Source organism: Streptomyces rectiverticillatus (genome assembly GCF_013394065.1).
Classification (GTDB): Bacteria; Actinomycetota; Actinomycetes; order Streptomycetales; family Streptomycetaceae; genus Streptomyces; species Streptomyces rectiverticillatus.
This window is the reverse complement of record NZ_CP040752.1, coordinates 5,415,794-5,428,718: the sequence shown is the minus strand read 5'-3', so window position 1 is coordinate 5,428,718 and position 12,925 is coordinate 5,415,794. Positions and strand designations below refer to the sequence as shown.

Below are 12,925 nucleotides of genomic sequence, written 5' to 3'. Positions count from 1 at the left end.
AGCCTACGGGCCGCCACTGACACTCGGCGGCCGACGACCCCGCCGCGACGGGGCAAGCTGCTCACTGGTTGAGATTTTTCACAGAAGTCGGCGAAAACGGGCACCGGCGGCGCGCTTTGATCGTCCTTACGTACGACAACAGATTTTTCGAGGTTCCTAGGAGAGCCCCCATCATGTTCCGCCGGCGAGAGCCCGTGCCGTTCGCCTTCGTCGCCGAGGCAGAGCGCTACCGCAGCAACGTCACGCCGCCGCCCCGAGAACGCGCCAGCCGCTCGCAGATAGCCGGCCGCGTGCTCGTGGGCCTCACGGTGACGACGGGGCTGGTCGGAGCGCTGCTGTTCGGAATGCCGTCGCTGCAGCCGAGCCCGCAGGACACGCACCAGTCGCAGCGTTCCGAGACCTCGGACGGCCGCTGACCTGCGGGTGATCATGACGGGCGGGATCCGGCGCACCGACCCTGGTGTGCTCGGGTCCCGCCCTTTTCTATAGCCTCACCGGGCACAGCCGTTCGAGCGTGCTTGCTGACGAGTGAGGAAATTCGTGCCCCTGCCCTTTCTGACCGCTGACCGCGACGCCGAGGAGCGCGCGCCTGCCGCCGGGGCCGCCGCCCCGCCCGCCTGGGACGAGGACCTCGCCCGCTGGCGCCGTCCCTACCGTCCGGGGCCGTGGCGCGTCGGCGCCACCGCGCTGTTGCTGCTGCTCGCCTCGTACGTGCTGTTCGCCGCCATGATCATTGCCGTGGCCGGTTCCCTGCCCGGGGCGGGCATCTGCGTCGCCGTCGCCGTCCTGGTGATCGCCCTGGCCGTGCGCCTGGTGCGGGCCGGGGCCTGGGTGAGCGAGCACGGGCTGCGCCACGTGGGGCTGCTGTCCGCGAAGACGGTGCCCTGGGCCGAGGTGACGGCCGTGCGCACCGCGCAGCAGCCCGTGCGGTGGCTGGGGCTCCCCCGCACCGTGCAGGGGCAGGCGGTCGTCGTGGAGCGCGCGGGCGGCAGCCCCCTGCCGACCCTGGTCACCGACCACGGGGCGGACTTCCTCGGGCGCCCGCAGGCGTTCGCGATGGCGTGCGACGCGGTCGAGGGCTGGGCGGCGGACTTCCGCCGCTGACGCGGTGCCGCCCGGCGGCGAGCCGGGCGCACGCCGCCCCATGCGGTGCCCCATGCGGAGCCCCATGCGGAGCGGCCCCGTGCACCGCCCCATGCGGTGGCCCGTGCAGCGCGCCCCATGCGGTGGCCCCACGCCGCCTCCGCAGGACGTCGCAGCGCCCTATACGGCGTCCGCCCGCACCGGCTTCCTGTCGTGCAGGGCGATCGCCCGCTGCATGGCCTTGCGGGCGCGGGGGGTGTCCCGGGCGTCGTGGTAGGCGACGGCCAGCCGGAACCAGGTGCGCCAGTCCGACGGGGTGTCCTCCGTCTCGGCCTTGCGCTTGGCGAAGACCGCGTCCGCGGAGTCCCGGTCGATGCGCCCACTGGGGGTGCGCACCAGCTCGTCCACCGGCAGCCCGCCCTCGGCCTCCAGCTCCCGCGCCAGCCGGTTGGCGTCGCGCGCGAACTTGGTGGTCTGGTAGAGGAACCAGGCGCCGATGAACGGCAGGACCAGCACAGCCGCCCCGAAGGCGATGGTGACGGCCGTGCCCTGCTCGATGAGCATCACTCCGCGGCTGCCGACCAGGACGAAGTAGACGACCAGGACGGCGGCCAGGGCGAAGTAGACGATTTTGGCGCGCACGGTGCTCAGCCCAGGTCCAGGAAGTGTTCCAGGCCGAACGTCAGGCCCGGGGTCGTGGTGACGCGCCGTGCGCCGAGCAGGATGCCCGGCATGAAGCAGCTGTGGTGCAGCGAGTCGTGCCGGATGGTGAGCGTCTCGCCGGTGTCGCCGAAGAGCACCTCCTGGTGGGCCAGGAGGCCGCGGAGCCGTACGGCGTGCACGGGCACCCCGTCGACGTCCGCGCCGCGCGCACCCTCCAGGGCGGTCGTGGTGGCGTCGGGCTGCGGGGCACAGCCCGCCTCGCGCCGTGCGGCGGCGATGAGCTGCGCGGTGCGGGTGGCCGTGCCGGAAGGGGCGTCGGCCTTGTTGGGGTGGTGCAGCTCGACGACCTCGACGGACTCGAAGAAGCGGGCCGCCTGGCGGGCGAAGGACATGGTCAGGACGGCCCCGATGGAGAAGTTCGGGGCGATGAGCACACCGGTCGACGGCGAGGCGTCGAGCCAGGAGTTCAGCTGCGCGAGGCGCTCCTCGGTCCAGCCAGTGGTGCCGACGACGCCGTGGATGCCGTTGCGCACGCAGAACTCGAGGTTGTCCATGACCGAGTCGGGGTGCGTCAGCTCGACCGCGACCTGGGCTCCCGCCTCGGTCAAGGCCTCCAGCTTGTCTCCCCGGCCCAGCGCGGCCACCAGCTCCATGTCCTCGGCGGCTTCGACGGCCCGTACGGCCTCGGAGCCGATGCGGCCCTTGGCTCCGATGACCGCGACGCGCAGCTTGCTCATCGTCCCTGCTTCCCTCTACAGCGGTGAACTACTTCCCGCGGTGAACTAAGAAACGGCCTCGTGCAGGCGCGCGGCCTGCTTGTCCTTCAGCGGGCCGATGACGGACAGCGAAGGACGCTGTCCCAGTACATCGCGGGCCACCTCACGGACCTCGTCCGGGGTGACGGCCGAGATGCGGGCCAGCATGTCGTCGACAGACATCTGGTCGCCCCAGCACAGCTCGCTCTTGCCGATGCGGTTCATGAGCGCACCGGTGTCCTCCAGGCCGAGGACGGTGGAGCCCGCGAGCTGCCCCACGGCGCGGCTGATCTCCTCGTCCGGCAGCCCCTCCGACGCGACCTTGTCGAGCTCGTCGCGGCAGATCTTCAGGACGTCGTGGACCTGGCTCGGGCGGCAGCCGGCGTAGACGCCGAAGAGGCCGCAGTCGGCGTAGCCCGAGGTGTAGGAGTAGACCGAGTAGGCCAGGCCGCGCTTCTCCCGGACCTCCTGGAAGAGCCGCGAGCTCATGCCGCCGCCGAGGGCGGTGTTGAGCACGCCGAGCGCCCAGCGGCGGTCGTCCGTGCGCGACAGGCCGGGCATGCCGAGGACGACGTGCGCCTGCTCGGTCTTACGGCCGAGCACCTCCACGCGGCCGGCGGTGCGGATCGTACGGGCGCCGGAGCGCGGGCCGACGGGCGTGGCGTCCGTACGGCCCAGGGCGCCGGCCCGGTCGAAGGCGGCGCGCACCTGGCGGACGACCTTGGCGTGGTCGACGTTGCCCGCGGCGGCCACGACGAGGCGCGTCGGGTCGTAGTGCTTCTTGTAGAAGCGGGCGATCTGGTCGCGCGTGAGGGCGTTGATGGTGTCGACCGTGCCGAGGACGGGGCGGCCCAGGGGCGTGTCGCCCAGCATGGTGTGCGCGAACAGGTCGTGCACGCAGTCGCCGGGGTCGTCCTCCGTCATCGCGATCTCTTCGAGGATCACGCCGCGCTCGGCGTCGACGTCGGCGGCGTCGATCAGCGATCCGGTGAGCATGTCGCAGACGACGTCGATGGCCAGCGGCAGGTCGGTGTCGAGCACGCGCGCGTAGTAGCACGTGTACTCCTTGGCCGTGAACGCGTTCATCTCGCCGCCGACGGCGTCGATGGCCGAGGAGATGTCGAGCGCGCTGCGCTTGGCCGTGCCCTTGAAGAGCAGGTGCTCCAGGTAGTGGGTGGCACCGTTGAGGGCCGGGGTCTCGTCGCGGGAGCCGACGTTGGCCCAGATGCCGAAGGTCGCGGAGCGCACGGACGGCAGCGTCTCGGTGACGATGCGCAGGCCGCCCGGGAGGGTGGTGCGGCGGACCGTGCCGATGCCGTTCTCGCCCTTGAGGAGCGTTTGGGTACGGGCGACGGCCCGCCCCTCCGAGGAGGTGCGGGCCGTCTTCCGTGTACTACGGGACGTCACTTGGCGGACTCGTCCTTGGTCTCGTCGGCCTTGTCGCCGTCCTCGCCCTCGATGACGGGGATGAGGGAGAGCTTGCCGCGCTGGTCGATCTCGGCGATCTCGACCTGGACCTTCTGGCCCACGCCGAGCACGTCCTCGACGTTCTCCACGCGCTTGCCGCCGGCGAGCTTGCGGATCTGCGAGATGTGCAGCAGACCGTCCTTGCCCGGCATGAGGGAGACGAAGGCGCCGAAGGTGGTGGTCTTGACGACCGTACCCAGGTAGCGCTCGCCGACCTCGGGCATGGTCGGGTTGGCGATGCCGTTGATCGTGGCGCGGGCGGCCTCGGCGGCCGGGCCGTCGGCGGCACCGATGTAGATGGTGCCGTCGTCCTCGATCGTGATCTCGGCGCCGGTGTCCTCCTGGATCTGGTTGATCATCTTGCCCTTGGGGCCGATGACCTCACCGATCTTGTCCACGGGGATCTTGACGGTGATGATCCGCGGGGCGTTGGGGGACATCTCGTCCGGCGTGTCGATCGCTTCCATCATCACGTCGAGGATGTGGAGGCGGGCGTCGCGGGCCTGCTTGAGGGCCGCGGCCAGGACGGAGGCCGGGATGCCGTCCAGCTTGGTGTCGAGCTGGAGGGCGGTCACGAACTCCTTGGTGCCGGCGACCTTGAAGTCCATGTCGCCGAAGGCGTCCTCCGCACCGAGGATGTCGGTGAGGGCGACGTAGTGCGTCTTGCCGTCGATCTCCTGGGAGATCAGGCCCATGGCGATACCGGCGACGGGGGCCTTCAGGGGCACACCGGCGTTCAGCAGCGACATGGTGGAGGCGCAGACCGAGCCCATGGACGTCGAGCCGTTGGAGCCCAGCGCCTCGGAGACCTGGCGGATGGCGTAGGGGAACTCCTCGCGCGTCGGCAGCACGGGCACGATGGCCCGCTCGGCCAGGGCGCCGTGGCCGATCTCGCGGCGCTTCGGCGAACCGACGCGGCCGGTCTCGCCGACGGAGTACGGCGGGAAGTTGTAGTTGTGCATGTAGCGCTTGCGGGTCACCGGGGAGAGGGTGTCCAGCTGCTGCTCCATGCGGAGCATGTTGAGGGTGGTGACGCCCAGGATCTGGGTCTCGCCACGCTCGAACAGGGCGGAGCCGTGCACGCGCGGGATGGCCTCGACCTCGGCGGCGAGCGTACGGATGTCCGTCACGCCACGGCCGTCGATGCGCTTCTTCTCCTTGATGACGCGCTCACGGACCAGGGACTTGGTCAGCGAGCGGTACGCGGCGGAGATCTCCTTCTCGCGGCCCTCGAACTCCGGCAGGAGCTTCTCGGCGGCGAGCTCCTTGACGCGGTCGATCTCGGTCTCGCGCTCCTGCTTGCCGGCGATGGTGAGCGCCTGGGCGAGCTCGTCGCGGACGGCCTTGGTCAGGGCGGCCAGGACGTCGTCCTGGTAGTCCAGGAAGACCGGGAACTCACCCTCGGGCTTGGCGGCCTTGGAGGCGAGCTCGGACTGGGCGCGGCACAGCACCTTGATGAAGGGCTTCGCGGCCTCGAGACCGGCGGCGACGACCTCCTCGGTGGGGGCGTCTGCGCCGTCCTTGACCAGCTGGACGGTCTTCTCGGTGGCCTCGGCCTCGACCATCATGATCGCGACGTCGCCGTCCTCCAGGACGCGGCCGGCCACCACCATGTCGAAGACGGCGTCCTCGAGCTCGGTGTGGGTCGGGAACGCGACCCACTGGCCCTTGATCAGAGCGACGCGGGTGGCGCCGATCGGACCGGAGAAGGGCAGGCCCGCGAGCTGCGTGGAGCAGGAGGCGGCGTTGATCGCGACCACGTCGTAGAGGTGGTCGGGGTTGAGCGCCATGACCGTCTCGACGATCTGGATCTCGTTGCGCAGGCCCTTCTTGAAGGAGGGGCGCAGCGGGCGGTCGATCAGGCGGCAGGTGAGGACCGCGTCCTCGGAGGGGCGGCCCTCACGACGGAAGAAGGAGCCGGGGATCTTGCCGGCCGCGTACATGCGCTCCTCGACGTCCACCGTCAGGGGGAAGAAGTCGAGCTGGTCCTTGGGCTTCTTGGAAGCGGAGGTGGCCGACAGCACCATGGTGTCGTCGTCCAGGTACGCCACGGCGGAACCGGCGGCCTGCTTGGCCAGGCGGCCCGTCTCGAAGCGGATGGTGCGGGTACCGAAGGCGCCGTTGTCGATGACGGCCTCGGCGTAGTGGGTCTCGTTCTCCACCAGGGATATCTCCTCGTCTACGTCCCGGCCCGTGTGGCGGGGACGGTGGTGGAGGAGCGTCTGTGCTGGCCGGTCTTCGATCGAAGCACCCGGATTTCCCTGATCCGGGGGCCACTACCGAGGACCGGCGGCGAGCTGAGCGCTCCTCCTCATACGGTTCGGCGTAGGTGCCGTTGTGGAAACCAGACTACAAAGCTTCTGCTTTCCACGAGATACGCAAAGGGAGCGGCCCCCAGATCGTGGGAACCGCTCCCTTCACGGTGTCTTACTTGGCGCCGGCGGCACCGCGGCGGATGCCGAGGCGCTCGACCAGGGCGCGGAAGCGCGTGATGTCCTTCTTGGCCAGGTACTGCAGCAGGCGGCGACGCTGGCCGACCAGAAGCAGCAGGCCACGACGCGAGTGGTGGTCGTGCTTGTGCTGCTTCAGGTGCTCGGTCAGGTCCGAGATGCGGCGGGTGAGCATCGCGACCTGGACCTCGGGGGAGCCGGTGTCGCCCTCCTTGGTGGCGAACTCGGCCATGATCTGCTTCTTCGTAGCGGCGTCGAGCGACACGCGATACTCCTTCTGAGTGTCTTTTGGCCACCGAGTGCCCCTGGTCTCTTACTCAGGAGAGCTTCCGTTACTCGGGAGGCGGGGTCCGCTGGGCGCTGTCCCCAGAGACCCGCGAAGGGCGCTCCGGAGGCGCGTACACAAACGGCCGTTGCACAGAGTACCAGCCCGGACCAGTCCCCCTTGCCGGGAGGGCCGGGCACGGGGCCGGGGCAGGCCCTGAGGGGGCTGGGGCGAGGCCTGGGGCGCGGGGGCCTGGGGCGGGCCTCGGGCGGGGCCTCGGGCGGGCCCTGGGCTCTCCCTGGGCGGCCGCATGGGGCGGGCCTGGAGCGGCCGCATGGGGCGGGCCTGGAGCGGCCGCATGGGGCGGGCCTGGAGCGGCCGCATGGGGCGGGCCTGGAGCGGCCGCATGGGGCGGGCCTGGAGCGGCCGCATGGGGCGGGCCTGGAGCGGCCGCATGGGGCGGGTGCCGCCTCCGGCCGGCCCCGCCCTGCCCGGCCTGCCCGCCCTGCCCGGCCTGCCCGTCTATGCGGGCAACCCGGGCTACCCGGCCGACAGGCTGCGCGCCGCCGAGTACAGATCGAGGACGGCGAGACACAGCGGGACGAGCGCAAGGAGGAGGACGCTCTCGGCGAGATCGGAGAGACGCCCCCAAAAGGGTGACAGACCCCGGGCGGGCACGATCAGCGCCACGGCGGTGAGCAAGGCACCACCGAGGGTGACGGCTGCGGCGAGCCAGAGCGTACGGACGTCGAGGGAGCCGCCTCCCGCGCCCGCGTCGGCGGCCGGCTGGAGGGCGAGGCCGAGGACGAGCAGGGCGAGGGCGGCGAGGCCCGCGCCGAGGACGGAGGCGACCTGAGCGGTGTAGCGGAAGAGGCGGGCGCGCAGCAGCATCGCGAGGCCGGCGGTCAGGGCGAGGAGACGGGGCCAGGGGCCGCCGCCGGAGGCGAAGGCGAGGACGGCGGTGGAGGCCGTCACGAGGACCGCGCAGCCGCCGACGAGGCCGAGCAGCAGCTCGTGGCCGCGGCGGACCCGGGCGGCGATGAGCGCGGCGTCCACGGGCTCCGGCCCCCGGCCGCCGCGGGAGGCCGTACGGTCCCCACGGTCCCCGGTCACCGCGGAGCGGGGCGCGGCGTAGCCGACGGGGAGGCGGGCGACGCGGGCGGACAGGCCGGGCAGGAAGGCGACGGCCCCTATGGCGACGACGGCGCAGACGGCGGCGGCCGCGGCGGGGCCGGCCCCGGTGAAGATCGCGCAGAAGGCGGCCACGGTGCCGGTGGCCGCGGCGGTGAAGGCGGCGACGAAGGGGGCGTCGCCGGTGGGCACGGCGGCGACGAGCACGGCGGAGGCGACGACGACGGCCGCGCAGCCCAGCAGGAACTGCAGCCGGCCGGCGCCCTCGCCCGGTCCGGGGCCGAGGATGCCGGAGCCCGCGATCATCACGTGCGGGAGGCCGGCGAGGCCGAGGGCGACGGCGGAGGCGCGGTCGGCGTAGACCCGGGCCCGTACGCCCGCGAGGGCCGTCAGCAGCACGCCGGCGGCGGCCGCGACGGCGCCGGGCAGGCCGTGCATGTCATGCCGGACGGGGTCGGCGAACCAGAGGGCGAGGCCCATGAGGGCGAGGAGCAGCGCCCCGCCGGCCAGGCCGCAGGCGCGCAGCAGGCTGTCGCTCCACAGCGTGTGGTCGCGAGTGACGGCGGAGGCGATGGCGTCGCTGACGTCGTCGTGCACGGCGGGCGGCAGTGACTCGGAGAAGGGGCGCAGCGCGAGCAGGTCGCCGTCCAGGACGTGCTGGGCGGCGAGCGAGCGGGCGCCGTCGAGGACGGTGCCGTCGCGCCGTACGAGGTGGTAGCCGGTGGGGGTGCCGGCCGGCCGGGTCTGCCCGGTCAGGCGCAGGATCTCCGGGTACACGTCGGCGACGGCGATGTCGTCCGGCAGGGCGACGTCGATCCGGCTGTCGGGCGCGACGACGGTCACTCTGCAGAAGCCGGTCGCAGCGGACGTACTCACCTATCAGGCCCCTTGTTCGACTGTGCACGACTGTGCGGCTTCGCGTACACGACCGTGCGGCTTCACTGTGCACGGATGTGCGGCCACCCTATCGGGGCCGTATGCCCGTACGCCGATAGGATCACCGTTCCGCGCATGGGGCCCGCGCCGTCGGGGCGACAGGGGCGCCGCGCGGAACTGTCCTTGCGGTGCGGAGGGATTGAGGCATCCGGTGAGCCAGATCGTGGTCAGTCGTCCGCCGAGGGCTCTGCCGCCGGAGGTGCCCGGCGAGGCGGTCCGGCTGGAGGCGCCCCCGGAGCTGCCGAGGGACCGTCAGGAGGGGCTGCTGATGCAGCTGCTGCCGACGCTCGGCATGGCCTCGTCGATGGTGTACTTCTTCATGCCGGGTGCCGCCCCGATGATGAAGATCATGGGCGTCCTGATGATGTGTTCGACGCTCGGCATGACCATCGCGATGATCGTGCGGCACCGTCAGGGCACACAGGGGCGGACCGCGGACATGCGCCGCGACTACCTCAAGTACCTCGCGCAGACGCGGCGCACCGTGCAGCGCACCGCCGCGGCGCAGCGCGACGCGCAGTTCTACCTGCACCCCTCCCCCGACCAGCTGTGGTCGGTGGTGGCCGAGGGCACGCGCCTGTGGGAACGGCGCGCGAGCGACGAGGACTTCGCGCAGGTCCGCATCGGGCTGGGCACGCAGCAGCTCGCGACGCCGCTGGAGGCGCCGGAGACGGCCCCGATAGACGAGCTGGAGCCGCTGACGACGGGCGCGATGCAGCAGTTCCTGGCGACGCACGGCGCGCTGGACGGCATGCCGGTGGCTCTGTCGTTGCGCGCCTTCTATCACCTGACGTTGTCGGGCGACCCGGAGACGGTGCACGGCACGGCGCGGGCACTGGTGGCCCAGCTGGTGACGCTGCACTCTCCGGACGACCTCGTCGTGGCCGTGGTCACGGCACGGGGCGCGGCGCCGTCCTGGGAGTGGACGAAGTGGCTGCCGCACGTACAGGTGCCGGGAGCCGTGGACGGCGCCGGCGCGCGGCGTCTGATCGGCGACGACCTGACGGAGCTGGAGGAGCTGCTGCGGCCGCGCCTGGAGGGGCGTACGCGGTTCAGCCGGGACGGCCGGCCGCTGCTGGACCAGCCGCACGTCGTGGTCGTGCTGGACGGTGCCGCGGTGCCGGCGGACTCGGTGTTCGCGGCGCCCGAGGGACTGCAGGGCGTGACCGTCGTCGAGGTGGTGACGGGAGAGCTGGGCGAGCCCCGCGGGGGGCTGTCGGCCGTGGTGGAGCCGGGATCGCTGCGGCTGGAGTCGCAGGTCGCGGTCTACGAGGGGGAGCCGGACACCCTCGCCGTGGAGGCCGCCGAGGCGCTCGCGCGGCAGCTGGCGCCGCTGCGCCTGGGCACCGGCGACGACGGCGACGAGCCGCTGCTGGCGAACTTGGACTTCACCGAACTGCTGGGGCTCGGCGACGCGGGCACGGTGGACGTGGCGCGCACGTGGCGCCCGCGGTCGGCGGCGGAGCGGCTGCGCGTGCCGATCGGCGTCAGCGAGGGCGGCGCTCCGGTGATGCTGGACCTCAAGGAGGCGGCGCAGGACGGCATGGGGCCGCACGGGCTGTGCGTCGGCGCGACGGGCTCCGGCAAGTCCGAGCTGCTGCGCACGCTGGTCCTGGGGCTCGCGGTCACGCACAGCTCCGAGACGCTGAACTTCGTCCTCGCCGACTTCAAGGGCGGCGCGACCTTCGCGGGCATGTCGCAGATGCCGCACGTCGCGGCCGTCATCACCAACCTCGCCGACGACCTGACGCTGGTCGACCGCATGCGCGACTCGATCACCGGCGAACTGCAGCGCAGGCAGGAGCTGCTGAAGGCGGCGGGCAACTACGCCAACATCCACGACTACGAGAAGGCCCGGGCGGCCGGTGCCGCGCTGGAGCCGCTGGCTTCACTCGTCCTGGTGATCGACGAGTTCAGCGAGCTGTTGACGGCCAAGCCCGACTTCATCGACATGTTCATCCAGATCGGCCGCATCGGCCGCTCCCTGGGCGTGCACCTGCTGCTCGCCTCGCAGCGCCTGGAGGAGGGCCGGCTGCGCGGCCTGGAGACGTACCTGTCGTACCGGATCGGCCTGCGCACGTTCTCCGCCGCGGAGTCCCGTACGGCGCTCGGGGTGCCGGACGCGTACCACCTGCCGCCGGTGCCGGGCTCCGGCTACCTGAAGTTCGGCACGGACGAGATGACGCGCTTCAAGGCCGCGTACGTCTCGGGCGCCTACCGGTCGAGCGCGGGCACGGGGCCCGGCACGGGGCCGCTGCCGATCGAGCGCCGGCCGGTGCTGTTCACCGCCGGGCCCGTCCCCGTCACGTACACCGCCCCGGCGCCCGTGACACCGGCCGCGCCCGGCCCGGGCGACGACGCGCTGGCCGACACCGTCCTCGACGTGATCGTGCGGCGGCTCGAGGGCCAGGGCCCGCCGGCCCACCAGGTGTGGCTGGCGCCGCTCGACCGGGCCGCGGCCCTCGACGAGCTCCTGCCGCCGCTCTCGGCCGTGCCGGGCCGCGGCCTCACGGCGCCCGAACATCCGCGCCTCGGCCGGCTCAGCGTCCCGATCGGCCTGGTCGACAAGCCCTTCGAGCAGCGGCGCGACGTCCTCTACCGCGACTTCTCCGGCGCGGCGGGCAACATGCTGGTCGTCGGCGGCCCGCAGTCCGGCAAGTCGACGCTGCTGCGCACGCTGATGTCGGCCTTCGCGCTGACGCACACGCCGGCCGAGGTGCAGTTCTACGGGCTGGACTTCGGCGGCGGCGGCATGAGCGCCGTCGACGGCCTGCCGCACGTGGGCGGAGTGGCGTCCCGGCTCGACCCCGAGCGCGTACGCCGTACGGTCGCCGAGGTGTCGGGCATCCTGGCCCGCCGCGAGGAGTACTTCCGGGCGCACACGATCGACTCCATCGGCACCTACCGGCGGCTGCGGGCGACGGGCGAGATCACGGACCAGCCGTGGGGCGACGTCTTCCTGATCGTCGACGGATGGGCCGGCTTCCGGCAGGAGTACGAGATGCTGGAGGGGGTCGTCGCCGACATCGCGGCGCGCGGCCTGGGCTACGGCATCCACGTCGTGGTGACGGCCTCCCGCACCATGGAGGTGCGCGCCTCCCTCAAGGACCAGCTCCTCAACCGGCTGGAGCTGCGCCTCGGCGACACCATGGACTCGGACTTCGACCGCAAGGTCGCCGCGAACGTCCCGGCCGGGATGCCCGGCCGCGGCCAGCTCCCCGAGAAGCTCCACTTCATGGCCTCGCTGCCGCGCATCGACGCCGGCAGCGACCCCGAGACCCTCACGGACGGCACCGCCGCCATGGTCCGCGCCGTCAGCGAGGCATGGGGCGGGCCCGGCGCCCCCGGCGTGCGGCTCCTGCCGCGCCGGCTGCGCGCCGACGACCTGCCCAAGGGCTTCGAGTACCCGCAGCACGGCGTGGCCTTCGGCATCGACGAGGCCGGCCTCGAACCGGTCTTCGCCGACTTCGAGACGGACCCGTTCTTCCTCGTCTTCGGCGAGAGCGAGTCCGGCAAGACGGCCCTGCTGCGCCTCCTGGCCCGGCAGATCACCGAGCGGTACGGCCCGGACGAGGCGAAGATCGTGGTCGGCGACTACCGCCGTACGCTCCTCGACGCCGTCCCCGGCACGCACCTGCTGGAGTACGCACCGACCGCCTCGGCCCTGACGGTGCACGCCGAGGCCCTCAACCGCCTCATGGAGCGGCGCGCCCCGCAGCCCGACATCACGCCGCAGCAGCTGCGCGAGCGCAGCTGGTGGTCCGGCCCGCGCTTCTTCGTCATCGTCGACGACTACGAGCTCGTCTCCACCGGCAGCGGCAACCCGCTGGCCGTCCTGACCGAGAACCTCCCCTTCGCGCGCGACGTGGGGGTGCGCTTCATCATCGCGCGCAGCTCGGCCGGCGCGTCCCGGTCGATGTACGAGCCCTTCATGCAGCGCGTGAAGGAGCTGGGCGCCCAGGGCGTCCTGCTGTCCGGCGACCCCGGAGAGGGCGACCTGCTCGGCAGCGTGCGGCCGCAGGGGATGCCGCCCGGGCGCGGGTACTTCGTGTCCCGGAAGAGGGGCGTGTCGCTGGTGCAGGTGGGGTGGGTGCCGGAGGAGGTGTGAGGGGGCACGGCCGGGGGGCATTCTCCACACGGCCGGCCTTCCGTACGAGCGCTTTGCGAATCTCCTC

General features: G+C 72.4%; 9 protein-coding genes. 3 read left to right on the top strand and 6 right to left on the bottom strand.

Annotation, left to right across the window (positions count from 1 at the left end):
- Positions 1–173 precede the first annotated feature (173 nt).
- Together FGW37_RS23860 and FGW37_RS23855 are read left to right on the top strand one after the other, a co-directional pair.
- Entirely contained in the window at positions 174–416 is a 243-nt protein-coding gene (locus FGW37_RS23860; protein ID WP_179082911.1) for a hypothetical protein, read from the top strand.
- 124 nt (positions 417–540) lie between these two features.
- A complete protein-coding gene (locus FGW37_RS23855; protein ID WP_179082910.1) occupies positions 541–1,104 on the top strand; it encodes a hypothetical protein in 564 nt (187 codons plus the stop codon).
- A gap of 159 nt (positions 1,105–1,263) precedes the next feature.
- Here FGW37_RS23855 and FGW37_RS23850 read toward each other — a convergent pair whose 3' ends face one another.
- The 6 genes from FGW37_RS23850 to eccD all read right to left on the bottom strand — a co-directional run bounded on the left by FGW37_RS23850 (position 1,264) and on the right by eccD (position 8,690).
- A complete protein-coding gene (locus tag FGW37_RS23850; protein ID WP_179082909.1) occupies positions 1,264–1,725 on the bottom strand; it encodes a hypothetical protein in 462 nt (153 codons plus the stop codon).
- Between the two features lie 5 nt (positions 1,726–1,730).
- Positions 1,731–2,483, bottom strand: a complete 753-nt coding sequence (gene dapB / locus FGW37_RS23845) for a 4-hydroxy-tetrahydrodipicolinate reductase (RefSeq protein WP_179082908.1) — start codon at positions 2,481–2,483, stop codon at positions 1,731–1,733.
- A 45-nt stretch (positions 2,484–2,528) separates the two neighbouring features.
- Positions 2,529–3,908, bottom strand: a complete 1,380-nt coding sequence (locus FGW37_RS23840; RefSeq protein WP_179082907.1) for a M16 family metallopeptidase — start codon at positions 3,906–3,908, stop codon at positions 2,529–2,531.
- Positions 3,905–6,130: a polyribonucleotide nucleotidyltransferase gene (locus FGW37_RS23835; RefSeq protein WP_168094147.1), complete on the bottom strand. Its 2,226-nt coding sequence runs from the start codon at positions 6,128–6,130 to the stop codon at positions 3,905–3,907. The genes FGW37_RS23840 and FGW37_RS23835 overlap by 4 nt, the downstream gene beginning before the upstream one ends.
- Before the next feature lie 265 nt (positions 6,131–6,395).
- Positions 6,396–6,683, bottom strand: coding sequence for a 30S ribosomal protein S15 (gene rpsO / locus FGW37_RS23830; protein WP_045934183.1), 288 nt, complete (start codon positions 6,681–6,683; stop codon positions 6,396–6,398).
- A 540-nt stretch (positions 6,684–7,223) separates the two neighbouring features.
- On the bottom strand, positions 7,224–8,690 hold the full coding sequence (gene eccD, locus FGW37_RS23825; protein WP_179082906.1) for a type VII secretion integral membrane protein EccD: 1,467 nt from the start codon (positions 8,688–8,690) through the stop codon (positions 7,224–7,226).
- A gap of 211 nt (positions 8,691–8,901) precedes the next feature.
- Between eccD and eccCa the strand changes: the two genes are divergently transcribed.
- Positions 8,902–12,858, top strand: coding sequence for a type VII secretion protein EccCa (eccCa, locus tag FGW37_RS23820; protein WP_179082905.1), 3,957 nt, complete (start codon positions 8,902–8,904; stop codon positions 12,856–12,858).
- Positions 12,859–12,925 lie beyond the last annotated feature (67 nt).

Excerpts from the sequence above, each read along its gene's own strand:
- FGW37_RS23860 (WP_179082911.1), top strand. The coding sequence starts at position 174 with ATGTTCCGCCGGCGAGAGCCCGTGCCGTTCGCCTTCGTCGCCGAGGCA.
- dapB (WP_179082908.1), bottom strand. The coding sequence starts at position 2,483 with ATGAGCAAGCTGCGCGTCGCGGTCATCGGAGCCAAGGGCCGCATCGGC.